Source organism: Janthinobacterium sp. EB271-G4-7A (genome assembly GCF_020858075.1).
Lineage (GTDB): Bacteria > Pseudomonadota > Gammaproteobacteria > Burkholderiales > Burkholderiaceae_D > Janthinobacterium > Janthinobacterium lividum.
Genome location: NZ_JACYMI010000001.1, coordinates 1673533 through 1698429, shown reverse-complemented (window position 1 = coordinate 1698429; position 24897 = coordinate 1673533). Strand labels below are relative to the sequence as shown.

Annotated in this window: 26 protein-coding genes; 7 read left to right on the top strand and 19 right to left on the bottom strand. The window is 63.0% G+C overall.

All coding sequences use genetic code 11. The features are described 5' to 3' along the window. Positions 1–5 precede the first annotated feature (5 nt). The 7 genes from IGS58_RS07725 to IGS58_RS07695 form a co-directional block, all read right to left on the bottom strand. Positions 6–1469, bottom strand: a complete 1464-nt coding sequence (locus IGS58_RS07725) for an ATP-binding protein (RefSeq protein ID WP_230521015.1) — start codon at positions 1467–1469, stop codon at positions 6–8. A 14-nt stretch (positions 1470–1483) separates the two neighbouring features. Further along, positions 1484–2323: an HDOD domain-containing protein gene (locus tag IGS58_RS07720; protein WP_230521014.1), complete on the bottom strand. Its 840-nt coding sequence runs from the start codon at positions 2321–2323 to the stop codon at positions 1484–1486. Then, positions 2320–2652 (bottom strand): hypothetical protein, encoded by a 333-nt coding sequence (locus tag IGS58_RS07715; protein ID WP_230521013.1) that lies wholly within the window; start codon positions 2650–2652, stop codon positions 2320–2322. Before IGS58_RS07715 ends, IGS58_RS07720 begins: the two co-directional genes overlap by 4 nt. Continuing rightward, positions 2649–3497 carry a response regulator gene (locus IGS58_RS07710; protein ID WP_230521012.1) on the bottom strand — a complete coding sequence of 283 codons (849 nt, stop codon included), beginning with the start codon at positions 3495–3497 and terminating at the stop codon, positions 2649–2651. Before IGS58_RS07710 ends, IGS58_RS07715 begins: the two co-directional genes overlap by 4 nt. A 148-nt stretch (positions 3498–3645) precedes the next feature. Beyond that, complete coding sequence (locus IGS58_RS07705; RefSeq protein ID WP_092606000.1) at positions 3646–4110, bottom strand: hypothetical protein; 465 nt, start codon at positions 4108–4110, stop codon at positions 3646–3648. Between the two features lie 82 nt (positions 4111–4192). Further along, positions 4193–5455 carry a DEAD/DEAH box helicase gene (locus IGS58_RS07700; RefSeq protein ID WP_230521011.1) on the bottom strand — a complete coding sequence of 421 codons (1263 nt, stop codon included), beginning with the start codon at positions 5453–5455 and terminating at the stop codon, positions 4193–4195. Between the two features lie 85 nt (positions 5456–5540). Beyond that, positions 5541–6599, bottom strand: coding sequence for an Lnb N-terminal periplasmic domain-containing protein (locus tag IGS58_RS07695; protein WP_230521010.1), 1059 nt, complete (start codon positions 6597–6599; stop codon positions 5541–5543). A gap of 172 nt (positions 6600–6771) precedes the next feature. On the opposite strand from IGS58_RS07695, the gene IGS58_RS07690 reads away from it, so the two are divergent. Together IGS58_RS07690 and IGS58_RS07685 are read left to right on the top strand one after the other, a co-directional pair. After that, positions 6772–7476, top strand: a complete 705-nt coding sequence (locus IGS58_RS07690; RefSeq protein ID WP_230521009.1) for a hypothetical protein — start codon at positions 6772–6774, stop codon at positions 7474–7476. Positions 7477–7518: 42 nt separating this feature from the next. After that, positions 7519–7881: a glyoxalase superfamily protein gene (locus IGS58_RS07685; protein ID WP_070255437.1), complete on the top strand. Its 363-nt coding sequence runs from the start codon at positions 7519–7521 to the stop codon at positions 7879–7881. A 3-nt stretch (positions 7882–7884) separates the two neighbouring features. Here the strand turns inward: IGS58_RS07685 and IGS58_RS07680 are convergent, their stop codons facing one another. Beyond that, the gene (locus IGS58_RS07680; protein WP_230521008.1) at positions 7885–9054 is read right to left on the bottom strand and encodes a mandelate racemase/muconate lactonizing enzyme family protein; all 1170 of its coding nucleotides are present in this window, start codon (positions 9052–9054) and stop codon (positions 7885–7887) included. A gap of 98 nt (positions 9055–9152) precedes the next feature. Between IGS58_RS07680 and IGS58_RS07675 the strand changes: the two genes are divergently transcribed. Together IGS58_RS07675 and motA are read left to right on the top strand one after the other, a co-directional pair. Continuing rightward, entirely contained in the window at positions 9153–10073 is a 921-nt protein-coding gene (locus IGS58_RS07675) for a LysR family transcriptional regulator (RefSeq protein WP_230521007.1), read from the top strand. Between the two features lie 42 nt (positions 10074–10115). Next, positions 10116–10979 (top strand): flagellar motor stator protein MotA, encoded by an 864-nt coding sequence (gene motA / locus IGS58_RS07670; protein WP_070255446.1) that lies wholly within the window; start codon positions 10116–10118, stop codon positions 10977–10979. Between the two features lie 26 nt (positions 10980–11005). On the opposite strand, the gene IGS58_RS07665 is transcribed toward motA, so the two are convergent. The 5 genes from IGS58_RS07665 to IGS58_RS07645 form a co-directional block, all read right to left on the bottom strand. After that, positions 11006–11404 carry a VOC family protein gene (locus IGS58_RS07665; RefSeq protein ID WP_230521006.1) on the bottom strand — a complete coding sequence of 133 codons (399 nt, stop codon included), beginning with the start codon at positions 11402–11404 and terminating at the stop codon, positions 11006–11008. Between the two features lie 139 nt (positions 11405–11543). Further along, positions 11544–13010, bottom strand: a complete 1467-nt coding sequence (locus IGS58_RS07660) for an aminotransferase-like domain-containing protein (RefSeq protein WP_092606014.1) — start codon at positions 13008–13010, stop codon at positions 11544–11546. Positions 13011–13020: 10 nt separating this feature from the next. After that, positions 13021–13605, bottom strand: coding sequence for a LysE family translocator (locus tag IGS58_RS07655; protein WP_070255455.1), 585 nt, complete (start codon positions 13603–13605; stop codon positions 13021–13023). 242 nt (positions 13606–13847) lie between these two features. Beyond that, a complete protein-coding gene (locus tag IGS58_RS07650) occupies positions 13848–14375 on the bottom strand; it encodes a GNAT family N-acetyltransferase (protein ID WP_329957975.1) in 528 nt (175 codons plus the stop codon). 31 nt (positions 14376–14406) lie between these two features. Beyond that, entirely contained in the window at positions 14407–15402 is a 996-nt protein-coding gene (locus IGS58_RS07645) for an AraC family transcriptional regulator (protein ID WP_329957974.1), read from the bottom strand. A 59-nt stretch (positions 15403–15461) separates the two neighbouring features. Here IGS58_RS07645 and IGS58_RS07640 point away from each other — a divergent pair, with 59 nt between their 5' ends. Further along, positions 15462–16715, top strand: coding sequence for an MFS transporter (locus IGS58_RS07640; RefSeq protein WP_230521005.1), 1254 nt, complete (start codon positions 15462–15464; stop codon positions 16713–16715). A gap of 130 nt (positions 16716–16845) precedes the next feature. Here the strand turns inward: IGS58_RS07640 and IGS58_RS07635 are convergent, their stop codons facing one another. Then, positions 16846–18663 (bottom strand): DUF4153 domain-containing protein, encoded by a 1818-nt coding sequence (locus IGS58_RS07635; protein ID WP_099394689.1) that lies wholly within the window; start codon positions 18661–18663, stop codon positions 16846–16848. A gap of 101 nt (positions 18664–18764) precedes the next feature. Then, positions 18765–19202: a hypothetical protein gene (locus IGS58_RS07630; RefSeq protein ID WP_099388335.1), complete on the bottom strand. Its 438-nt coding sequence runs from the start codon at positions 19200–19202 to the stop codon at positions 18765–18767. A gap of 82 nt (positions 19203–19284) precedes the next feature. On the opposite strand from IGS58_RS07630, the gene IGS58_RS07625 reads away from it, so the two are divergent. Further along, entirely contained in the window at positions 19285–19674 is a 390-nt protein-coding gene (locus tag IGS58_RS07625) for a MerR family transcriptional regulator (RefSeq protein ID WP_099667219.1), read from the top strand. Between the two features lie 58 nt (positions 19675–19732). Here the strand turns inward: IGS58_RS07625 and IGS58_RS07620 are convergent, their stop codons facing one another. The 3 genes from IGS58_RS07620 to IGS58_RS07610 all read right to left on the bottom strand — a co-directional run bounded on the left by IGS58_RS07620 (position 19733) and on the right by IGS58_RS07610 (position 22289). Continuing rightward, complete coding sequence (locus IGS58_RS07620; protein ID WP_230521004.1) at positions 19733–20374, bottom strand: choice-of-anchor C family PEP-CTERM protein; 642 nt, start codon at positions 20372–20374, stop codon at positions 19733–19735. A gap of 137 nt (positions 20375–20511) precedes the next feature. Next, positions 20512–21006, bottom strand: a complete 495-nt coding sequence (gene rraA / locus IGS58_RS07615; protein WP_230521003.1) for a ribonuclease E activity regulator RraA — start codon at positions 21004–21006, stop codon at positions 20512–20514. 32 nt (positions 21007–21038) lie between these two features. Beyond that, positions 21039–22289 carry an MFS transporter gene (locus IGS58_RS07610; protein WP_230521002.1) on the bottom strand — a complete coding sequence of 417 codons (1251 nt, stop codon included), beginning with the start codon at positions 22287–22289 and terminating at the stop codon, positions 21039–21041. Between the two features lie 100 nt (positions 22290–22389). On the opposite strand from IGS58_RS07610, the gene IGS58_RS07605 reads away from it, so the two are divergent. Then, positions 22390–23190, top strand: coding sequence for an AraC family transcriptional regulator (locus IGS58_RS07605; protein WP_230521001.1), 801 nt, complete (start codon positions 22390–22392; stop codon positions 23188–23190). Positions 23191–23302: 112 nt separating this feature from the next. Here the strand turns inward: IGS58_RS07605 and fliD are convergent, their stop codons facing one another. Further along, positions 23303–24688, bottom strand: coding sequence for a flagellar filament capping protein FliD (fliD, locus tag IGS58_RS07600; RefSeq protein ID WP_230521000.1), 1386 nt, complete (start codon positions 24686–24688; stop codon positions 23303–23305). Positions 24689–24897 lie beyond the last annotated feature (209 nt).

Sequence of the window (24897 nt, the reverse complement as noted above, 5' to 3'; positions counted from 1 at the left end):
TTCGGTCATGGTGCGACGGCCTGCGCCTGGCGCACGGGCAAGGTGATGCGGAAGGTGGTGCCGCGGCCGATGATGCTGCGCACGTCGATGCGGCCGTGATGTTTCTGCACCGTGGTGTAGGCCAGCGACAGGCCCAGCCCCGTGCCCTTGCCGACGGCCTTGGTGGTGAAGAACGGGTCGAAGATGCGCGACAGGTGTTCGGGCGCGATGCCGCCGCCCGTGTCCTCGACCTCGATCCACACTTCCGTCGCGTTGTCGCTGCCCGTGCGCAGGGTGATGCATCCGCGCGCCTCGCCCATGGCATGGGCCGCGTTGACGACCAGGTTCATGATCACCTGGTTCAGTTCGGAAGGCTGGCATTCGATATCGGGAATGTCGGCGTACTCGCGCACCACGTCGGCCTTGTACTTGACCTCGTTATTCACGATATTGAGCGTGGTATCGATGCCCTGGCGCAGGTCGGCCCAGACCCACTCCTGGTGCGCATCCGTGCGCGAAAAATCCTTCAGGTCCTGCACGATGCGGCGCACGCGCGCAATGCCTTCCTTCGACTCGCCCATCAGCAGCGGAATGTCGGTGCGCAGGAAGTCCAGGTCGACCTGTTCGCGCAGCGCCCGCAGGCGCGCCGCCACCGCGGGGTCGGCGACGGCCGGTTCGGCTTCCTCATAGGCGTCGAGCATGCTGAACAGGTCGTCCAGATACCCTTCCAGCGTGCCGACATTGGAAAACACATAGCCGATGGGATTGTTGATCTCGTGCGCCACGCCGGCGGCCAGCTGGCCGATCGAGGCCAGTTTTTCCGACTGCAGCAGTTTTTGCTGGGCCAGCGACAGCTTGCTGTTCAATTCCGTCAGGGCCAGGTTACGCTCGCGCAATTCGAGATCGGCGATCTGGCGCTGGCGGATATCGTCGGCCAGGCGCTCGTTCATGTCGGCCAGCTGGGCAGTGCGCTTGGCCACCAGGTGTTCCAGGTTATCGTGCGCCTTGCGCAGCGCCAGTTCCGCAAGGCGCCGCTCGCTCACGTCGCGCAGGGTTTCGATGGCGCCCACCAGGCGTCCCTGGCGGTCGCGCAGGGGCGCCGCCGTGAAATGCAGCCAGTGGCCTTCGGGGCCGATATCGGCAAAGAAATCCTCGGCCTCAAAGGCGCCCGGGATCACGGGAGAGCGCTTCAGCTTGCCGAGGTAGAGGTCATTTTCGCCGAGCGCGATATCGTCGGCCACCAGCAGGTCGGCCAGGCAGGCGCGCGGCTGCGGATAAAACGCCTTCCAGTGGTCGCGCGTGCCGACCATCTCGGCGGCCGTAAAGCCCGTCAACTGTTCGCAGGCGCTGTTCCAGTGCGTGATCACGTGGTCCGTGTCGATGGCGAAAGTGGCCACGGGATGGCCATCGAAAAACGCCGACAGCGCGATGGAATCGCCCTGGCGGCGTTCCGGCGTGGCGGACAGTGCCTGCCCTGCGTCTGTTTCCATGGCCTGTATCCTGTTCATGCCAGCATGATCCGCGACATTTCATCGAAGGTGTGTTCCGTTTGCCGCAGCAGCGCCAGCCAGGCCTGCTCATCCAGCGCGACGCTGCGCCAGCCCGCGGACGACAGGGGCGGCACCAGCGCATCGTCGACGCCGGCCAGGTCGAGCGCCAGGGCGACGGCATTGGCCAGATGCACGGCCAGCGGCAAGCCGCCCGCCTCCAGCCGGTCGATGGCGTGGTGGTCGGCCACCGCCTGCTGTATCGCCTCGGGAAACTTCCAGTAGGCGGCCAGGGCGCTGCCCACCTGCGCGTGGTCGATGCCGATGACGGCCAGTTCCGCGTCGGCCATCTGGCAGTCATGCGCCTGGCGGTAGCTGCGCACAAGCGCGTGCTCGGCCGGGAAGCGCGTCACCAGCACCAGGGTGCCCAGGTCGTGTAGCAGTCCCGCCGTGAACGCCGTTTCGGGATTGACGCGCAAGTGCGGCGCCAGCAGGCGCGCGGCGATGGCCGTGGCCAGCGAATGGCGCCAGAACGCCTGGAAATCGAAGCCGCCGCTGACGGGCGCGAAACTGCCCGTCAGCGCGCAGGCCGTGACGACGGTGCGGATGCTGTGAAAACCCAGCACGGAAACGGCTTGCGGAATGCTGGTGACCTTCGATTGCATGCCGTAGAACGAGGAGTTGGCGATGCGCAGGGTCTTCGCCGCCAGGGCCTGGTCCAGCTCGATCTTTTGCGCCAGTACATGCACGTCCGTGTCGTCCTGGTCCATGCTCGACAGCAGTTCCAGCACCACCACCGGCAGCGAAGGCAGTTCCTGTATCTGGCGGATGATGTGTTCAAAACTGAGCCGTGTCATGCCGCGCCCCCTTGCCGGTAGCGCTGCAGCAGCGCCAGCAGTTCCGCCCCTGCAGAATCGGGCGGCGTGGCGCGAAACAGCACGGCCAGCCGTTCCAGGCGGCGCGCCCGTTCCTGCTCGGCATGCGCCTGCGCGGCGGGGTCAATCGCCTCGTCCATGACGACATGGCAGCGCTCCACATTGCGCCTGCGCAAGGCCGTCAGGTTCGCCGCCGTCAGGGTGGCGCCCTGGGCCAGCAGTACGGCGCCGCTGGCATCGCTCAGCGCCTGCGCCAGCACCATGCCTTCCTGCGCCTGCTCCATGGAAATCTCGCGTCCGCTTTCACTCATGTATTCGCTCCATGACGACTCAGGGTGACCAGGCTGCCGCGCGAGCGCGAATGCAGGCCCATCGGATGGACCGCCACGACATACGGCTGGCCATCGATGGCGGCCAGGCGCGGCGTGTCCTGCCCGTCGAACAGTTGCGGCAAGACGAAGGCCGCCTCGTTGCCCAGCAGGGCCGCACCCCGTTCGAACAGGTTGGCCGCCGCCGCATTGATGAAGGCGATCATGCCTTCATCGTCGAGCCCGATCACGGGCAGCGGCAAAAATTGCAGGACTTCGCGCGCGATGCCCAGGCTGACTTCGTCGCGGCTGATCTGGTGCTGCTGCTGGCTCACCAGCGCCTGCATGGCGGCATTGGCTGCCGCCAGCGCCAGGTTGACCTCGCGCAACTGCGCATTGAGCCGCACATTGTCGTCATCGATGCCCTTCAGGCGAAAGGCTTCGGCGATATGCTCGCGCAGCTGATGGTCTTCCCATGGTTTGGTGAGGAACTTGAAGATGGCGCCCTCGTTGACGGCATCCGTGACGGCCTGCAACTCGGTATAGCCTGACAGCATGATGCGGATGGTTTGCGGACACAGCAGCTTGGCCTTGCGCAGGAAGTCGGCGCCCAGCATGCCGGGCATGCGCTGGTCCGACACGATCACGTCGACGGCATGGCTGGCCAGCACCTCCAGCCCTTCCTGGCCGCTGCCCGCCGTCAGGATATGGTAGCCATCGCGCCGCAGCAGGCGCTTGAGGGAAGCGAGGATATTCGGCTCGTCATCGACCAGCAGCAAGGTGCGCGGTGGCGCCACGGCGTCCGCCGCCACAATCCCTGGCATACCCTGTTCGTCGTGCAAATCCATCGGACCATCCTCTCATCGCCGCGGCGATATCGGAGCTTGCCTGGAGGGGGGAATCTGCTACGCGGAACAGTCTTGCGAGTCTTGCGCGGCAGCCAGCTTGCGTTGAAATTATACGACTAAATATTCCTGTATGGCATTTATCAGCTACCTATCCGCGCCGTGCCGGGCAAGGCGTATCGCGGTAAAACACAAAACCGCCCAAGCCGATGGCCTTGGTATCGGCTTTCACCCCATACACCAGCGTGCTCTTGTCCGCCTCGATGCGCAGCAGGTTCATGTGTTGCACGATTTGCGCGTGCGACAGTTCCAGCGATGGCGTCGGCGCCAGTTGCAAACGCAGCTCGGACGTGGCGCTGTCATACGCCCAGCGGCCCGGATTATAGAAGGCGAAGCCGCCATCGAAACGCAGGCTGCCATCCTTGAACTGGGTCAGGCAAATGCCGGGAAATTCGCTGGGCGGGTTGTACCAGGTGGCGGCCACGGCGGCATCGGCAGGCGTCTTGCCCGGCATCTGCATGCCGCTGCCATCACTTTTGCCGCCCATGCCGGCACAGCCTGCCAGCGCCAGCGCGCAAGCCAGAGCGCCCGCGCGCGTGATGAATGTCATGTGCATCAACAGTCCCCTTGCTTTATAGAAACATCATCTTAAAGCGGGACGGCCAGCCGTTCAAGCGGCTAGCGCACATAAGGCGGATTTAATTGCCCTCGGCCGCCTTCGCCGCCAGGGCTGCCGCTTCGCGCAATTTATCCTTCTTGCTCTTGCGCGCCCCCTTCACGCCGCCGTTCACCGTGTCCGTCACGGTGCTCACGGGCGCGGGCAGTTCCGTCGGCTCGAAACCGGCCACCACTTCGCGCACGATGCGCAAGTCGTTGCGGTTTTCGATCAGGCGGAAATGCGCTTCCGTATCGGCCGTCACGAAACTGATGGCCGTGCCGCTTTCGCCGGCGCGGCCCGTGCGGCCGATGCGGTGCGTGTAGTCGACGGCCGAACGGGGCAAGTCGTAATTGACGACGGCAGGCAGGCCGGCGATGTCGATGCCGCGCGCGGCCACGTCGGTAGCCACCAGCACCTGCAAGCGGCACGCCTTGAAGTCGGCCAGCAGCTGGCTGCGCGTGCCCTGGCTGAATTCGCCGTGGAAGGCGCCCACGTGCAAGCCCGCGCGCTGCAGCTTGTCGGCCACGTGTTCGGCCGCGTACTTGGTGGCGACAAATACCAGCACGCGCTCCCACTGCTGCTGCAGGATCAGGTAGCGCAGCAGCTGCGTGCGGCGCGGCACGTCGACCGTGATGGCCCGCTGCACGATGTCGGGCTTGTCCTGCGGTTCGGACGCCACTTCGATGCGCACGGGCTCCTTGAGCAGGCTGTCGGCCAGTGCCTGCACGCTGTCGGGGAAGGTGGCGGAGAAGAACAGGTTTTGCCGTTTCGCTGGCAGCAGCGCCAGGATGGCGTTGATTTCCTCGCTGAAGCCCATGTCGAGCAAACGGTCGGCTTCATCCAGGACGAACAGCGACACGCCGCCCAATTTGACGGCATTCTGGCGCACCAGGTCCAGCAGGCGGCCCGGCGTGGCGACGACGATATCGGCGCCGCCGCGCAAATCCATCATCTGCGGATTGATCGACACGCCGCCGAACAGCACGGAAATCTTCAGTTTGACGGGCAGCGGCTTGGCCAGCGCGTACACCGTCTGCCCCACCTGCGCCGCCAGCTCGCGCGTAGGCACGAGGATCAGCGCGCGCACCTGGCGCGGGCCGGAGGCCGGCGCCATCAGCGCCTGCAGCAGCGGCAGCGCGTAGGCGGCCGTCTTGCCGGAACCCGTCTGCGCCGCGCCCAGCACGTCGCTGCCGCGCAGGATGGCGGGAATGGCGGCCGCCTGGATGGCCGTCGGCGCGGCATAGCCGGCCTTGTCGACGGCGCGGACCAGGGAGGGAATCAGACCCAGTGAGGAAAATGGCATAGCGGGCCTTCTTATTATTGAGTCATGAAGTGAGACCGGCCGCAATGTGCGGCCGGTCGGAATAGCGACAGTATAAAGCAGGCGCTTACTGCCTGGGCATTTGCAGCTTCGGGAAGCCCGCTTCGTCATAGCCCGGCATGCCGCGCCGGATCGTGTGCGAAAAATCCGCATCGTCGTTGGCGGCACGCGCGCGCGCCGTGATGTGGCCCCCCGTGCGCAGCTGCTGGAAGGTCAAGCCGGGCACCAGGCCCTTGACGTCGAACAGGTAGCGGTCCAGGTAGCCGGAAGCCATCAGCCGGTAGTCGAGCGGCAGGCCAGGCACGATGCGGCGCACCATCTCGAAGACGATGGTGGTGCAGTTGGCCGTCAGGGTGTTGTAGAACTGCGGCTTGTTTTTCAGCGCCTGCGCCTCGTCCAGGTAGGCGAGGAACAGCGAGCGCATGGCCGCTTTCGGCATCATCACGCGGTACAGATGCATGTCCTCGCCCCGCGCATTCGTGCGCACGCGCAGGATGTCGCGCTCGTCGGCGGCGATCAGGCTCATCTCGAAATGCTTGAAGAAGCCGCCGATGGCGGAAAAGCTCTCGCCCTTCTCCTTGCGGATTTCGATGGAAAACGTCAGGAAGCGCCCGTCCGCAAAGCCGAACGAGATCAGGGTATGCGCGATATAGGGGCCCGTCCAGTACGACAGCGCCGTGTCGACCGTGCGCAGTTCGTCGAGGTCGTAGCTGCGCTGCTCCCACTTGACCGTGTAGTCGTCGTCGCTGCGCCAGTCGAAATTGCGCACATTGTCCAAGGTCACGAGATTGCCCTTGAGCGTGCCCGTCACATTGCGCGCCACGTCGTCGGCCCACACGCGCTGCTGTTTCGGCGTGATCAGGCTCCACCACACGAGCAGCAGGATAAAACCGGCCGCATACGGCAGCAGCACGCGCGCATCGCCGCGCATCCACCACAGCGCGATGCTGGCCACGCCCAGCGCACCCCACAGCAGCGCGCCGATGGCTTGCGCCGCCGTGCCGCCGGACAGCTGGTACCACAGCGCCAGCGCGCCCCACAGTGCGGTCAGCAAGAGAATCAGGGAAACGGCCATTTTGCCGATACTGCCCAGCACGGAGCGGGCACGCAGTGATAAGAAAGTCATGCCATGATTATAGGGGCAAGTACGGCGAGAGGTGAGTTCGGGCAAGTATTGGCAAAGCCAGCCAGACATGAAATATTGCTTGCATGGCAATTTACCTCATGAGAATATGTTGCAAAATGTATAGACAAGGCGCCCTATCTCACAGGGCTGCCTTGTCCTCCAGGGAGACACCTTGCAATCCAGTTCACTGTACGCCATCGCCGGCAGCCTCAACTCCCTCTTCATCGTCGTCAGCCTGCTTGGTTTATGGTCGCAGCTGCAAAAAATCTGGCGGCGCAAGCACGACGCCGGCATCGGCGCCGGCAAGGCGACGGACATCCTGTCGCTCAACCAGTTCACCGTCAGCTTCCTCGCCTACTGCGCCTTCTTCGTCTACGGCTATTCGATCACGCCCTTCAACCACTACATCGTCTGGCCGCGCCTGATCGCCTCGCTGATCGCGCTGGGCATCCTGTATGAAATCGACCGCGACCGCCGCAGCCGGGCATCGCGCAACGCGCTGCAGGCCTGCGCGCTGCTGCTGGGTGCGGGCGTGGCGGGATTGCTGTTCGGCTCCACCTTCACGGATGAAAAGCGCGCGATCTCGCAAAGCCTGATCGTTGCCGTCACCGTGCTGCTGGCGCAGGGCTACGCGCACCAGATCCGCTTGATCTGGCGCTCGGGCAGGACGGGTGCCGTGTCCCTGAAAATGAGCCAGTTCATCCTGGCGATGGATGTCAGCACCATCTTCTTTGCCTGCGCCATGGGGCTGGCGACAGGCTGGCCCTTGCTGCTGCTGGCCTGCGTCAGCGCCACGACCAAGCTGATCATCATGTGGCTGTTCCGCTGGGAGAAGGCCAGCCCCGCCGCGCGCATGAAACGGCAGGCGCTGGCCTGACGCTAGAATAGGAATCTTGCCACCTTTGTTGAAAGGGCCGCCATGCAGCTGTCCCCCGCCATCCCCATCCTGCGCAGCTTTTCCGAAGAAAAAACGCGCGAGTTCTACCTCGGTTTTCTCGGTTTTACCCTGGACTGGGAACACCGCTTCGCGCCCACGGCGCCGCTGTACCTGCAGGTGACGCGCGGTGATCTCGTGCTGCATCTGTCCGAGCACTACGGCGACGCCACGCCAGGCACGGCGCTCTTGATCCCCGTCGACGACATCGCCGCCCTGCACGCGGAGCTGCAGGCGAAGGATTACCCGTATGCGCGGCCCGGCATCCGCGACGAGGACTGGGGCCGCATCCTGGAAGTGGCGGACCCGTTCGGCAACCGGCTGCGCTTCTGGCAAAGAACGCCATAGCGCTTACTGGCCGCTCAGGGCGCGCATTTCCGCATACAGGTTGGCCTTGCCCTCGAAGCCGATGCCGACCAGCTCCGGCATGGTGATGTGGCCGTTTTCCACGCGCACGCCATCGGGAAAACCGCCGAACGGCTGGAACAGATCGGGATACGATTCATTGCCGCCCAGGCCCAGGCCGGCCGCGATATTCAAGGACATCTGGTGGCCGCCGTGCGGAATGCAGCGGCTGCGCGACCAGCCGTGCTGGTGCAGCATATCCAGCGTGCGTAAATATTCCACCAGACCGTAGCTGAGGGCGCAATCGAACTGCAGCCAGTCGCGGTCGGCGCGCATGCCGCCGTAGCGGATCAGGTTGCGCGCATCCTGCATGGAAAACAGGTTCTCGCCCGTCGCCATGGGCTTGTCGTAATAGCTGCGCAAGGTCGCTTGCAGTTCGAAGTCGAGCGGGTCGCCCGCCTCTTCATACCAGAACAGGTCGTACTGGCGCAGCGCCTTGGCGTAGGCGATCGAGGTGTCCAGGTCGAAACGGCCGTTGGCATCCACGCACAGCTTTTGCCCATCCCGCAGCACCTCCATGATGGCGTCGATGCGGCGCAGATCCTCGTCCAGCGAGGCGCCGCCGATCTTTTTCTTGACCACCGTGTAGCCGCGGTCGATATAGCTGCGCATCTCGTCCTGCAGCGCCGTCAGGCTCTGGCCCGGGTAGTAATAGCCGCCGGCCGCATACACGAAGACTTTTTTGTCCGGCACGCCCGTGCCGTGGCGCTCGGCCAGCAGCTGGAACAGCGGCTTGTTCTCGATCTTCGCCACGGCGTCCCAGATGGCCATGTCGATGGTGCCGATGGCCACCGAACGTTCGCCGTGGCCGCCCGGCTTTTCATTCGTGTACATGCAGTCCCACACCTTGTGCGGATCGAAATTGCTGCCGTCATCCTTCACCAGCGAGGCGGGATCGGCGTCGAGGATGCGGGGAATGAAGCGCTCGCGCATCAGCATGCCCTGGCCGTAGCGACCGTTCGAATTGAAGCCATAGCCGACGACAGGCTTGCCGTCGCGCATCACGTCCGTGACGACGGCCACCAGGCTCAGCGTCATCTTGCTGAAATCGATGTAGGCGTTGCGGATGGGGGAAGAGATGGGGATGGTCTTTTCGCGGATTTCAACGATTTTCATGCGGGTCTCCTGTAGTGAAAACAATGACGCCAGCTTAACCGCGATATGAAACCGTATAATCGATAGTAATTTAAACCATTCTTCACTTGAAGTTAACAATGAAAAGCGACGCCACCACGGAAATGGCCTTCTTTGTGCTGCTGGCCAAGCTGGGCAGCCTGTCGGCCACGGCGCGCGAGCTGGGTATCACGCCGCCCGCCGTCAGCAAGCGATTGGTGCTGATGGAGCAGCGCCTGGGCGTGCGTTTGCTGAACCGCAGCACGCGGCGCATCAGCCTGACGGGCGACGGCGAAAGCTATCTGCAACAGGCACGGCAAATCCTCGACGATATCCGCGCCATGGAAGAGTCCTTGGCCAGCGGCAGCGCCGAGCCGCGCGGCTTGCTGCGCGTGAATGCCACCCTGGGTTTCGGGCGCACGGTGATCGCGCCCCTGCTGTCGCAATTCGCGCTGCGCCACCCGCAGCTGGAAGTGCAGCTGCAGCTGACGGACAGCCCCATCAACCTGGTCGAGCAGGCGTACGACCTGGGCATCCGCTTCGGCGACTTGCCCGACACGCGTTTGTCGGCGCGCAAGATCATGTCGAACCGGCGCTTCCTGTGCGCTTCACCCGCCTACCTGCAGGCGCACGGCACGCCGCACACCCCGGACGAGCTGGCGCAGCACCGCTGCATCGTGCACCGGCAAAACGACGACGCCTACGGCATCTGGCGCTTGAGCCGTGGCCGCGCCACCCACACGGTGAAAGTGCGCGGCACGGTGTCCAGCAACGATGGCGACGTGGTGCTGGGCTGGGCGCTGGACGGCCACGGCATCCTGCTGCGCTCGGAATGGGACCTGGCCCGCTACCTCGACAGCGGCCGCTTGCGCGTGGTGCTGGAAGACTACGCGCTGGCGCCGGCCGACCTGTACGCCTACTACCCCAGCCGCCACCAGTTGCCCGCCAAAGTGCGCGCTTTTATCAATTTTCTCAGCCGGCAGTTACAGCCGGAAGCGGCCACGGCGGCCAAATCAGGTTAAACTACAATATTGCGATATGGCAATATTATGAAGGAGTAGGTTTTGCTAGTCATACTCGGATTTCTCGTCGTGCTGTTTTCCGTCTTCGGCGGCTTCGCCATGCAGGGAGGGCACCTGGCGGCCCTGTTCCAGCCGCTGGAACTGCTGATGATCGGCGGCGCCGCGCTGGGCACCTTCTTTGTCGGCAATGACGCCAAGGCCATCCGCGCCACGTTCGCCGCCCTGCCCACCCTGTTTCACGGCTCGCAATACACGAAGGCGCGCTATATGGAACTGATGGGGCTGATGTATGAAATCCTCAGCAAGATCCGCAAGGAAGGCCTGATGTCGGTCGAGGACGATATCGACGACCCTTACCGCAGCCCCATCTTCGTGAAATACCCGTACACGCTCGGTGACGAGCACATCCTGGAATTCATCACCGACTACCTGCGCCTGATGGTGTCGGGCAATATGGATGCTTACCAGATCGAAAACCTGATGGATAACGAGATCGAAACGCACCATGAAGATGCGGAAATGCCGATCCAGACGATTTCCCAGCTGGCCGACGCCATGCCCGCCTTCGGCATCGTGGCCGCCGTGATGGGCGTGGTGCACACGATGGCGTCCGTCGGCTTGCCGCCAGCCGAGCTGGGCGTGCTGATCGCGCAGGCGCTGGTGGGCACCTTCATCGGCATCCTGCTGGCCTACGGATTCATCGCGCCGCTGGCCAGCTTGCTGCGTCGCAAGCACCATGAAACGGCAAAGATGTACCAGTGCGTGAAAGTGACCTTGTTGGCCAGTCTGAACGGCTATGCGCCAGCGCTGGCCGTGGAATTCGGCCGCAAGGTCATTTCCGCCACGGAACGCCCCTCGTTCAGCGAACTGGAAAACCACGTGCGCCAGGTGCGCACGAAGAACTGATCCGGCCTGTTTGCTGACTCGGCGCGTCAGGCTTCCGGCGCCGTCCAGACCAGGTTCCACAGGTGGCCATCGATATCCTCGAAGCCCTGGTCATACATGAAACCATGGTCCTCGGGCGGATGCGGTATGCGGCCACCTGCGGCCTTGGCCCTGGCGATCAGGCTGTCCACCTCTTCCCGGCTTTCGCAGCTGAGGCAAATGACGACTTCATTGGCTTGCTTCGCATTCGCCACCGGCTTGCCGATCAGTGACTGAAAAAAGGCTTCGGTCGTCAGCATGGCCTGGATGCTGCCGTCGACGATATTCATGAACGCCGCGTTCTCGCCGCTGAAGCGGGGATCGAAGGTAAAGCCGAGGGCGGAAAAGAAGGCCCTGGATTTCTCCAGGTCCTTCACGGGCAGGTTCAGGATGATCTGTTTGTTCATGGCGCTTCCCTGATAAAAGTGGAATGGGCAACCGGTGCGCCGTCCCGGTGAAGGGTGGCGGCACACACAATCGACACGCTGGCGAAAAAAGAGCCCCTCCAGAATATCAACAAATCATGAAGGCAGGCGCAGACCATGCTCAGGACTTGCCGCCGATGCTGGCGGCGCGGCTGGCGCGGGCCAGGCTTGAGCGCGCGCCAGCCACCGCCCGCAGGCGTTCTTCAAGGTAGGCGCTCACGCGGGGATGCTGGCTGAAGGCGACGTTGAAGCGGATGTGCTGGTCGGGCGTGTCGTTGGCGGAGAACGCGGCGCCGCGCATCAGCAGGATCTTGTTGCGGTAGGCGTCCTGCACCAGCAAGTCCACGTCCAGCCCTTCGGGCATGCTGCCCCACAGAAAAATGCCGGCGTCGCCGGGCTGCTCGAACAGCACGCCGGCCGCGCTCAATTGCCGCGTGCTGGCGTTGCGCGCCACCATGATCTTGCGTTGCAGCCGCTCCAGGTGCTTGCGCAGGTTGCCGGCCTTGAGCACTTCCAGCAAAACGTATTCGTTCAGCGCAGGCAAAGTCATGATGGCGTGGATCTTGGTGCGCATCAGCAGCTTGAGCAAAGCGGGCGCCGCAGCCAGGTAGCCCATGCGCAGGGCCGGACTCAGCGCCTTGCACAGGCTGGAGTAGTAGATCACGCCATCCAGTCCGGACAGCGATGCCAGCCGCGTGCTGTGGCCCGGCTGAAAATGGCCGTGCACGTCGTCTTCGGCGATCAGGAAGCCATGCTGCTGCGCCATGATCAGCACCTTGTGCAGGTTGGCGGCGCTGCTGCTCCACCCGGTGGGATTGTGCAAAGCCGTCTGCACGAACAGCAGGCGCGGACGGTGCGCGCGGCAGGCCGCTTCCAGTTCGTCCAGGTCGAGGCCATCGGGACGGCGCTTGATGGGTACCAGGCGCACGCCGTCCTGGCGCAGCCTGCCGAACATCAGGAAGTATCCGGGGTCTTCCACCAGCACCGTATCGCCGGGCTGCAGAAACGTGCGGCAGATCAGATCGATTGCATGGGTGCCGCCGAACGTGGTGAGGATGTGGCTGGCGTCCGCAGCGATGCCGATGCCGCGCAACAGCAGCGCGATCTGCTCGCGCAGTTCGGCCAGCCCTTGCGGCGGACAGCGCGAAGCCATACCGGCCGCGCTGCGCGCCAGGCCACGTTGCACGGCAGCCGCCGGCAGCGCGTCCTGCAGCCAGGTGGGCGGCAAGGCGCCGCTGCTGGCCAGCAGCACGCCCGGCCGCTGGTCGTTCACTTGCTGGCTCAGCCAGACCGGCTCCTGCTCCTGGCCCGCTTCCAGCGCCACCTCGTCGGGAATGGCGCGGCTGGCATCGCTTGGCGCGCAGACGAAGAAGCCCGTCGTGCCGTGCGTATCGATGACGCCTGCGGCCACCAGCCTGTCATACGCCACCACCACGGTGTTGGTGCTGACCGCGAGCTGCGTGGCAAGCTGGCGGATCGACGGCAGCCTGGTCCCGCCAGGCAAGACGCGTTGCGCGATCTGCAGGCGCAATGCGGCCTCGATCTGCTTGAACAGGGCGATGGGCGAGGAGCGGTCGATGGCGAACATGGGTGGCAGTCTAGCGTAAAAACATCAAGGCGAGGAGCAGCAGGATGGCCCCCATCGCCAGATTGAATAGGCGCTGGTTGCGGGGCGCCTTCAGCACGCTGCGGATCGAGACGCCGAACAGCGCCCACATGGCGTTGCACGGCGTGCCCACCACGGTGCCGGTCACGGACACCAGCAGCGCGCTGGCCAGCATATTGCCCTGCGTAGGCATGAAGACCGACGCCATGGTGACCGCCTTGAGCCAGCTCTTGGGGTTCAGCGCCTGAAACAGCGCCGCCTGCGCAAACGACACGGCCTTCGGTGCGCTGCTTCCCGCCACCGAGGCGCCGGCCAGCTTCCAGGCCAGGAACATCAGGTACAGCGCGCCCGCGATCCGCAGCACCTGCTGCGCCATCGGATACGCGACGAACACGCTGCCCAGCCCCACGCACATGAGCACGGTCTGCACGAAGATGCCGGCCTGGATGCCGAGGATCACCGGCAGCGCGCCGCGATAGCCGAAGTTGGCACCGGTGGTGGCCAGCATGACATTGTTCGGCCCCGGCGTGGCGGACATCACAAAGCAATAGCTCATCAGGGGCAGGAGTTCGGTCATGGCAGGCAGTCGAAGCGTGGAGAAGGCCCCAGTCTAGAAGCGCGGCACGGCAGCGACAAGGTACAAGGCGCCGCATGCAGGCACATGCTGTATCAGTCGAACGACTGCTACAGCGGCGATACAGGCAGCCCTGCCCGGACAAACTCCACCGCAGGCGCGCAACGCAACTGGTGGATTGTCAATTGGACTCATTGGCAGTTTCCGCCACAAAACGGAGGCTCATCTTTATTATAAATGGCGCTCTACATTTGATCCGGGCGCCTGGTGTCCATTTCGCATGGACGAATGTAATAATTGTCAAAGTCTCCTTCCTCGATCAATGTAAATCCGTGGCGCACATAGAAACGGTTTGAGCCGCTACCGCGCAGGGCTCCCACTCGAACCGGCAAACCAAGAGCGTTTGCCTCTTCGATAATACGAGCGAGAACAACCGCCCCGATACCATTGCCCTGGTTGTTTGGATGAATATAGAGGTGGTCGAGCAGCATGGCCTTTGGTTGCTGTTTGAGAACAACAAAGCCGACCCGTTTGCCTTCTGTTTCAATATGGCGTGTGTGCTCCGGCAAGAAGCCTGACAGAAACCTCTCTCTCGCTCGAACCGGATCGAATCTCCCCACCTGCATCAGGCTATCGCGCATCGCCTCAATGCGAAGTGCGACAAGTTCATCCGCGTCGTCTTCCTGCGTCGGTGTAAACGTTACAAACGGTCTTTTCAATAACATATCAAAAATAAACCTTCTAGTGGCGAGGTTTGAAAAGTGGCGCGCCAAATCAATATTTGCTCCCCGAAAGCTATTCTCCTCACAGCACTTCCCGATCGCGACCCGGCGGCCTGCCGATGACGCGCTTAAAAGCACGACTGAACGCGGCTTGAGATGTATAGCCAAGGCGTTGGGCAACGGCGTCGATGGACACTCTTTCGTGAGTGAGCAATTGTTTAGCAAGACGCATCCGCAGTTCCGTGGCATACCGCAGGGGTGGCACCCCGATGGTGGTTTGAAAGCGTCGTGCGAAGACAGAGCGAGAGACATGAGACTCCGCAGCCAACTGTGCAACTGTCCATTCCCGTCCTGGCTGGCGGTGCAGCGCCAATATGGCAAGAGCGAGGCGCGGATCACGCAATGCGGCGAGGAGACCGGAGGCGCTTTCACAACCGCATTCAATCCAGCCGCGCACGATCATTGCTGCCGCAACCTCTGCCAGTCGAGCCAGAATGCCTGCAAAGCCAATACGACCGGCGCAGATTTCACGCTTCATTGAATCCAGCACAGGCAGCAAGCCGGGATAACCCTGCGCTTGCGTGTCGGCCACCATGACGGTTGGCATCAACTTACCGACCCCCTGCATCCCGCCGAGATCGAATTCCATGCAGCCGTAAAAAATAATTGCACTGGGCACGGAGGCCGTACTGGGACATGTGTCGACTCCGCTAACGGCGTCACCAAGGGGCGCGACATCGAACTTGTCGATGTCCTGAAATGCAATGCCCGCATCCGATAGCAGCTGGTGCCTCCTGCCGTGCGGCATGAACACCGCGCTACCGGCGGACAGCTCATGCAACTCGCCATCATCCGTACATAGGTAGGCAGTACCAACAGCCACGAAGTGGAAGTAGGCGTGGCCTGCCTTGTCTTCAAAGCCTATGCCGAAAGCTGGACCGGTCTGAATGCGGCGGTACTGGACGCCACGCAGGCGCATACCCATCAACAGTTCACTGACGAGACTTGAGGACAGGAAAACTTGATTCTTCTTGCTCATTTTAGGTGTTTCGGTCAAAACATCAAGACTTATCATCATAGATCATCCTGGACTTTCCCTCTAGACTTTCGACTCTGATCGTTTTAGGAATGTTAGAGATGAACAATGATGTTTTGGGTAACGGGCAAACGCCCAACGCGAGCGATGCGTCTGTTGCAGAGCCAGCGGCGGCAGCATGGATGGCAGTGTTTTCACTGGCAATGGGAGTTTTCGGCCTCCTGACGGCGGAGTACCTGCCAGCCAGCCTATTGACCCCGATGGCCTTCGATCTCGGTGTGTCGGAGGCGCTGGCTGGTCAGGCAGTGACGGTGACGGCCGTCGTGGCCATGGTCGCAGGGCTTTCAGTGCCGCGCCTGACGCGCAGTTTTGACCGACGTGTCGTCTTGTTAGCTTTCACAGTGCTGATGATCGCGTCGAACTTGCTGGTGGCGTTATCGTCAAGCTTGACAGTTTTGTTGGTGATGCGCATTCTGCTGGGCGTTGCCTTGGGAGGCTTTTGGAGTATGGCGGCAGCCGTGGCTATGCGACTGGTGCCAGCAAAGTCAGTGCCGCGAGCGCTATCCATAATCTTCAGCGGTATCGCCATCGGGACGGTTGTTTCCGTACCGTTGGGCAGCTACTTGGGGGGGATATATGGCTGGCGCAGTGCATTTATAGCAGCCGCAGCTGTCGGAGGGCTAACACTGTTGTTTCAATTGTTCACACTGCCCCGTATGGCACCGCGCACGATGATGCGCACCCCGTCTGTCCTGGCACTGCTGCGTCGCCCGGGGATCGGGATCGGGATGTTGGGCTGTGTACTTGCCCATACGGGGCAATACGCATTGTTCACCTATATTCGCCCCGCTCTTGAAAGCGTTGCCCATATTGATGTAAACAGTTTGTCTCTGATGCTCCTGGGTTTTGGTGTCGCCAACTTCATTGGCACGCTGCTGGCCGGCTGGCTAATGGAGCGTAGCCTGCATGCTACTTTAGTGGGTATGCCTGCGCTGGTGGGCTTGGCGGCATTCGGCATGATTTTACTGCCAGTCCAGGGAACCGGCCTGATGTTTTTGGTGGCTCTGTGGGGGCTGGCGTTCGGCGGCGTACCTGTCGCCTGGTCCAACTGGGTAGCTCGTGCCGTTCCTGATCAAGCGGAGACGGCCGGCGGCATGGTCGTCGCTGCGGTGCAATCTTCCATCGCTGCCGGCGCGGCATTGGGTGGCATGATGTTCGGGTTTGGTGGCGTCACAGGCGTTTTCATTATTGCTGGCGTTGTGATGCTGTTCGCTTCTCTTGTCATCGCTTTCAGAGTTCAAGTCGAACTGCCACAGGAAGACGCTACACTACCAGACACAGGCTCAACGATTTGAACAGTGTGTTGCGTTGATCGATTGAATCCGCAGCCGATACCGGGCAGTCTGAGTGATTCAGTGCACGAAGGTGCTGCCTTCGGAAGCAGCAAGAGGCTTGGTCCCGTGCGCCAAGTCCTCTCACTGCCATTTACGGAGCCGGCGCCGTCTCATCGGGGCAGCTGACCTCGTCCTCTGGCGTATATAAAGTCATCGGCACGCGCTGGCCGTCGACTTCCAGTTCGCGCACTTTCGGCGGCACCAGCTGGAATTCGCCCGCCTGCAGCTTCTCGCGCAAGGGCTTGCAGCGCAGGGCATCCGTGGGGATTTGCCCGCGCGCCGACCAGCTGCCGTCTTCCTTTTCCGCGAGCAACACCGACGAGGCGCGCGGGTCATTGCTGATCAACAGTACGTCCTGCTTGCCATCGCCATCGAAATCGAGCAGATACGCGTCGCACTGCGGCCCTGCCCGCTTCAAGCAGGCGGGCAGGCGCCAGGCCGGACTCACTTGCGTCCAGTCCTGGCGCAGGAAACTCTCCGGCAACTTCGCCGTGGCCGGGCGCAGGGTCAGGTTGATCGACACGTCGCTCAGCGCGCCCGTCTCGTCGAGGCGGTTCTGGCGCTTGAGCATGGCGTCGGCGCGGGCCCGCACGATGGCCGCGTCAGGCCCCGTCGTGCGTTTGCTCAATTCCTGCAAGGCCGCCTGGCCATAGCGGGCGCCCTGGAAGCGCAGGTATTCGAAATCGAACTTGTCCACGCCAACCTTGCCGCTGTTCAGGCGCGCCATCTGGCTGGCCACGGAAATGCGCGCCGGGTCCGCCAGCGGCGAGAACAGGGCAAACAGCACCAGCAGGGTGACGCCGGCGGTGGCTACGTTGACGTTGGCGATCAGGTGCAGCCAGTCGCCATACTTGCTGGCCGCCCAGGCATAGCCGGCGGCGTAGCAGGTGGCGACCAGCAGGCAGGCGGCCGCGATCAGGCGGTCGGACGTCCAGCCGTGCGACATCACGCGCAAGGTCAATGCATAGATGGCGATGCCCACCACCCACGGCAGCAGCAGGCAGGCCAGGCGCGTGCCCAGGCGGATGCCGCGCGCCACGCCATGACCCACTTCGCCATTCTGGAAGGCGGCATTGATCAGCACCACCAGCACGCCGGCCATGCCCAGCAGCACGGACGCCGCATGGCGCGTGGCCCACAGGCGCTCGAAACCGATGAATGGCAAGGTCAGCAGGAAGCCGGAGACCAGCACGGCGGCGATCGGCATCAGCCACGACAGCAGCACCAGCAGCAAGGTGCGGATGCCGCGCACGATGGATGGGCGCACGTCCGTGATATGGATGGCAAACGAAAACGCGAAACAGATGACGGGAATCACGAACCAGGCCTGGCCCAGCAGTTTTTTCAGGAAACTCAGTTTGATGAGCAGGAACAGCTGCCCGCCCAGCCACAGCACCAGCCACAGGCCCAGCACGAACAGCAGGGAAAACAGCAGCTGGATGCCGAGTTTCCAGGCGATTTCAAAGTAGGTGGGATAGCGGGCGATGCGCTGGCCATCCTGGGCGCTGGCCAGCACCAGCGCGTGGGCGATATAGAAGCCCACCACGCAAAAGCCGAACAGCTGGGCCGAGATCACGCGCAACGGCGCGCCCGGCTTGTAGTTGCCCCAGATCACGTGCTCGGCGCCGCGCGCCACGTCATGCCAAGCCAGCACGGCCAGCACGACGGCGGCGCCCGCCATCCACAGCACGATGCGCTTCGCCGACATATGGCCCAGGCTGGAGACCAGCAGGATCGGTAGCAGCAAGCTGATCAGCATCAACGGACCCAGCAGATAGGCTTCCGTGGCGGGCCACACCTTGTCCTGGGCCGTGCTGTACAGCCAGTACAGCAGCAAGCCTTGCAGCAGGCCCGTCACCAGGCGCGTCACCGCGATGCGCGGCGCCACCACCGGATCGAGCAACGCCATGTTTTTTCCAGCGGCATCCTGCTGCATATTCATTCCCTTAGAGTCGTTCATTGCAGTCATTGTTGCACTGCGAGCACGGCCATTATTGCATTTCGTTATCGTCATCTCAACAGCGATTCGCGTGGATGCCCTTCCCGCCCACCTTCGCTGCGGCGCAATGGCAAGCTTTGCGCGAGGCCCCAGGCCAGTTCCGGCACGAGGAACAGCCACAGCAGGGGCTGGCCCGTCACCAGCAAGGCCCACGCCATCCAGGTGGAAAACAGGTAGCGGGCCACCGCGTCGTAGCGGCCGAAGCGCGGCTGCGGATCGAGCATGCGCAGCACCGACCAGACCATCACCACGCTGCCCATCATGCTGCTGATGAGCAAATGCAAGGGTTCGAACACTGGCAGTGGCGCGCCGCCCAGGGCCAGGTTGAGGGCATTCAAGTGCTCGCGCATGAGCAGGAACGTCCACGGCGTGACAAACGCGGCCGTCATGAGCACATCGTAAATGGCGCTGGCACGCACCAGGCGGCGGAAAGCAACAACAGATAACATGGGAACTCCTGTGTATGGAAAGCGCCCATTCTCAAGGCTGGAGTACACTCCATGGTCAAGCATTTTATGAAGGAATATTTCCATGCAGATCGGCGAGATGGCGCAGGCGACGGGCTTGAGCCGCGATACCCTGCGCTTCTATGAAAAGCGGGGCTTGCTGCGCGCGCGGCGCGGCGCGAATGGCTACCGCGACTATCCGCCCGAGGCGGCGGACTGGCTGCGCTACCTGCGCACGGCGCAGCAGCTGGGTTTTACGCTGGCGGAAATCGAGGCCGACATGCCGCTGCTGGCCGGCGCAGGCGATCCGGCCATGGCGGACCTGCTGCGCGCGGCGCTGGCGCGCAAGCTGGCCGACATCGATGCGCGCATCGCCGGCTTGACGCAGCTGCGCGGCGAACTGGCGCGGCGGATGGAACCGCAGGCGGCCGCCTGTCCGTTGCGGGGAGATGCCGATGCAGCACCAGCCCCCTGAAAAACAAAAAACCGCCTGTGCAATGCAGCAGGCGGCCTGACGTGGGGCGGAGCCGGGATTACCTGGCGGCCTTGCGACGGCGCAGGAAACCCATCAGGCCCAGGCCGGCCAGCAGCATGGCGTAGGTTTCCGGTTCCGGCACGGCGGCCATCACGGAAACATTGTCGATCACGGCGCCCGAGTAATTGTCGAACGGCGTGCCGGCCTTGGCGGCGCTGGCAAACGACAGGGTCGCCATGCCGGTGGCAGCGGCCGTGAAGCTCAGCGTGTTGCTGTACAAGGTGTTCGAAGCGGCAGCCGTCGAGTAGAAATCCCCGGCCACGCCGCCGAAATTGACGCTCACGCCCTGGCCTGCCGGGCCGCCGGAATTGCGCGCCATGTCAAAGCTCAGGTTATATGTCTGGCCGGCAACGACGCTGAAATTTTGCGACAGGAAACCCGGACCTGGCGTGCCCAGCAAATCGATGCTGTAGCCGTCGATGGCGTTATACGCATTGCGGATCAGGTCAACGGAACTGGCGCCCACGGTCCAGCCCGTGATGGCCGACGAACCGCTGTTGACGACTTTAAAGCCGCTGTCGAAGGTGTAACCGGAAGCGACCGTTTCAAAATTGCCATTCGTGATCAGGTTGACGGGGCTGGCGCTGGCGCTGCCGGCGACGAACAGGGCGACAACTGCGGCGATGGTGGCGATTTTCATGATCTGATTTCCTTGCTTTGTTGACATTAAAGTTACCTTAAGTGAAATCATATCCCAGCCATGATGAAAATCAAAGAACTTTGCAAAAATATATTTAATGTAGAAAATTTGCAACACATCTTCCGGAGAGGAATGCCTCAATCAAGTTCCTGGCGCGCCACCAGGATACCGTCCGCATCGGCGTAGATCCAGTCGCCCGGATGCACGGCCACGCCGCTGATCTGCACGCGCACGTCGCGCTGGCCGGCGCCCGTCTTGTTGCTCTTGCGCGGATGCGTGGCCAGGGCGCGCACGCCGATCTGGCAGACATTGATTTCCTCGCTGTCGCGGATGCAGCCATCGACGACGATGCCGGCCCAGCCGTTGCTTTCGGCCAGCACGCCCAGCTGGCCGCCCACCAGCGCGCGGCGCAGGCTGCCGCCGCCATCGATCATCAGCACATGGCCGTGGCCCGGCGTTTCCAGGGTGCTGCGCACGAGCGCGTTGTCTTCGAACACGTGCAAGGTGGTGGCGGGGCCGCTGAAACGCACGCGCTGGCCGAAGGCGCGGTACACGGGCGGCAGCACGGCCAGGGTGCCATCGTCCAGCATGGCTGCATAGTCGTCGCACAGGTCGGTGGTGGCAAAGGTCATGGGGATTCCTTTCGTGGCAGATGGCAACGATTCTATGCCTTTTGCAGCGCCGCGGCGCGGGTTTTGCCGCCCACGCCCACGGCCGTGGCAATCGCCAGCGCCTGGAACACGCCGATGAAGACAAACAGCAGGGCCGGATGGTTGCCATCCATCAGCGCGCCAAAGAACAGGGGGCCGACGGCCAGGCCGCTGTCGAGGCCCGAATACACGACGCCATACACGCGCCCGGTGGCATTCTTCGGCGCTGCGGCGCGTATCATCAGGTCGCGCGATGGCCCCGCCACGCCCGACGTCAAGCCGATGGCGCCCATCAGCGCCACCGCGCCCCAGGCCGGCACGACGGCCATGGCCAGCAGCACGGCCAGCAGCGCGGCGGCGGAAAAGGCGATGGCGACGTTACGGTCCGGCTGCTTGCTGCGCGCGCCCACCACGCCGCCGGCCAGCATGCCCACGGCCGAGGCCAGCATATAGGCCGTGTAGGCGCTGGTGGCCAGCGCCAGGCTCATGCCATACAGCTTGACGAGGGCCACGCTGGCAAAGCTCTGGATGCCGCCCAGGGCGATGGCCGTAATGAAGAAGAAGGCAAAGCACATCCACACGGCAGGCAATCGCAGAAAGTCCAGCGTGCCTTCGCCACCGGCCGCCTGGCCCGGCGCGGCCTTTTTCACGGGTTCGGGGCGGATGGCGTGGCGGTTCAGGAACAGGATCAGCAGCACGCCGAACGGCAGCACGGCCGCGCACTGCAGCGCGATCCGCCAGTCATAATGGGTGGCAACATACGTCATGAACAGGGGCGCCAGGGCCCAGCCGATGTTGCCGCTGATGCCATGCACGGAAAAGCCGTAGGCCACGCGGGCCACCGAGACGCGCTGGTTGAGGATCGTGTAGTCGGCTGGATGAAACACACTGTTGCCCATACCGGCCAGCATGGCGCCCAGCATCAGCGCCGCATAGCTGTGCGCAGTGGACAGGGCCAGCGCCGACACGCCCAGCAAGAAGATGCCGGAAAACAACACGGCGCGGGCGCCGAAACGGTCGACGACAAAGCCGGCCAGCGCCTGCCCCACGCCCGAGATGATGAAGAACACCGTCATCAGCAGGCCCAGCTCCGCATACGACAGGTCGAAGGCGGGTTTCAGCCAGACGAACAGGGCCGCGAGGATCAGGTGATAAAAGTGCGACACGCCATGCGCCAGGCCCACCAGGGCGATGACGCGCGCATCGTTGCTCAGAGTTGGCGGTGAGTGCGGTGGCAAGTCCATTGCCGAGTTAGTTGTTATCATGTCATACCCTGTCTTATACTGGTGAAGCTCAAGTGTATGCAAAATACTATCGTCTGTTTTCCGACAGAACGACATAATTTATCGAATTAAGGCCAAGCTGATGGGTGTACCTATCCTCCACCATACCCGCATGTGTCCGCCGCGGGAAGCGCCCAGCGCGACCATCCCCGTGACGATGATCGCGCGCGACCTGCAACCCGATGAATTTTTATTACCGCACAGCCATCCCTGGGGCCAGGTGACGATGGCGCTCGAAGGCGTGCTGCGCATCACCGCCAACAACAGCAGCTGGGTGCTGCCGCCCATGCGCGCCATCTGGATCGCGCCCAACGTGGAGCATGCCGTCACGATACTGGAAAAAACCCGCTTGCGCCCCCTGTGCATCCATGCCGCGCGCGCGCCTTTCGCGGGCCAGGACTGCAAGGTGCTGGAAGTATCGAACCTGCTGCGCCAGCTGATCATGGCGCTGGAACAGCTGGACCCTGGCCAGGAACCGGCGCGCGAGGCGCTGCTGGCCGAACTGATCCTCGATGAATTGAAACGCTCGGCCACGCGCCCCATCCGCGTACCCTTGCCCAGCGATAAGCGCCTGAAAACCCTGTGCGACAGCCTGATCGAGAAACCGGGTTCGCACCAGACCCTGGAACACTGGGCGCAGCAAGTCGGCGCCTCGGAGCGTACCCTGGCGCGGCTGTTCGAACGGGAATTGGGCATGAGTTTTGGCCAGTGGCGCCAGCAAGTGCGCCTGGCGCACGCGGCGCCGCTGATCGCGCGCGGCGTGCCGCTGTCGCAAGTGGCCGAAGAATTGGGCTACGCCAGCCAGTCGGCCTTTTCCGCCATGTTCAAGAAGACTTTCGGCAGCTCGCCGTCAGCCTTCTTTTCCCAGGGCGACAGAATCTAGCCAGCTGGAAAGCGCGCCGATACAGCGCTCAGGGCAAGGCGCAGCGCCGCAGGCAGTACGCTGGTACGGCAAGGCGATGCAACGCCGCCATGGGCGCTTTAGCGGTGCGCTCTTAAGCCATGAAGTCGAACAAGGAATTCTTGCCGGTATAACCCGGCAAGGCCGAGTTCGTTCCCATCTGTTCCTGGGCCGAATATGCTTTCACCAGCGCCTGCGCCTGGGCCGTCAGCGCCTTGGCCAGCACGGCTTTCTTGTTGGTGAGCGTCGTGATGTCCTTGCCGACCGTCTGCACTTCCTTGCGTATGATGCTCGTTTCGCCTGTCAGCTCGCCGATCTTGCTGACGAACTGGTCCGCCACGCCCTTGCCGTTATTGGTGAACATCTTGCTGACGGCGTCCGGATCGGCAGCGATGGCGGCCTTGAGTTTTTTATCGTCCAGCACCAGCTCGCCGCTCTTGCCCAGGGTCACGCCGGCACTGCCCAGCACCGACGATGGCACGCCCGTGCTGGCCGTGCGCAGCACCTGCTCCATCTGCGAACGCACCTGGCCCAGGGCCGTGTCGGACTTCAAATCGCCCTGCTGCAGACTCTGCAGCTTGCTGTTGAGTTCATTGTAGGCCGTGACGAAGCTGGCCACGTTGCTGGCGATCTGGCTGCTGTCCTTGGCGATGACGAGGTCCGTCGTGCCTTTTTTCTTCAATTCGATGGTGGCGCCCTCGACGGCCGTCGTCAGGGTATTCGTGGCGCTCTTGATTTCCTTGCCGTCAACGGTCAGCAGCGCGTCCTGCGCGGCGGCCGTCTGCTGCATGCCCTTGCCGGCGCCGGGCGCATAGCTGAGCAAATTACTGACGGCCGCGTCGCCAGCCACGCTGATGCGCATGCTGCTGTCGGCGCCGCTCTTGCCGTTCAAGGCCAGCGAGTAGCCATCGGGGCCCTTGACCACGCTGGCGTCGATACCCTGCTGCTTGAGCGCGGCGGCGATGCCGTCGAGACTATTGTTGCTGCTGTCTATCGTCAGCGAAATGATCTTGCCGCTGCCGGGCGTAAATTGCTTGCCATCGGCCGTACCCACTTCGATCTTCACCAGCGCCGGCGCGCCCGTGCCGATCGCCGCACTCGAGGATTTCTGCGCGCCGCTGAGCAAAGTCTGTCCCTGCGCCAGTTGCTTGACGTTCAGTTCATGGCTGCCGCTGGCGGCCTTGTCGGTGGTGGTGGCGCTCAATACATCCTTGCTGCTGGACGTGGCCGACGTGGCCAGGCCGCTGCCGGCCATGTTCTTGGCCACGGTCTGAAATTTCGCCAGCGCCGATTGCAGCTGGCCCAGGCCCGAGAACTTGGCCTGGTCGCGCGCCAAGCTGGCGTTGAGCTTGACGACGCCCGTGTTTTGCGACTGCATCTGGCGCTCCACCTTCGCATACACATCGGCCGAGATATTGCCCTGCGTCGTCTGCTGCGTATTGTTGGTATAGGCCCTGCTGTTGATGGTCGAATTAAACATGGTAGGCGTTCCCGTCGGATGTAAGGTCATGGCGCACGGTTCAGGTCGTGACCGTGCTGCGCGAGAAACGGACGGCAGGCGCGCGTGGCGCGGCAAGGTCCCTCTTCTGGTTGATAATTATGCAGTATTACTGGAATATCAAAACAGCGAACAGAACAGGTTTTTCCTGACTGCAAACCCATATGCACCATTTTAGCGCATTTCACTTG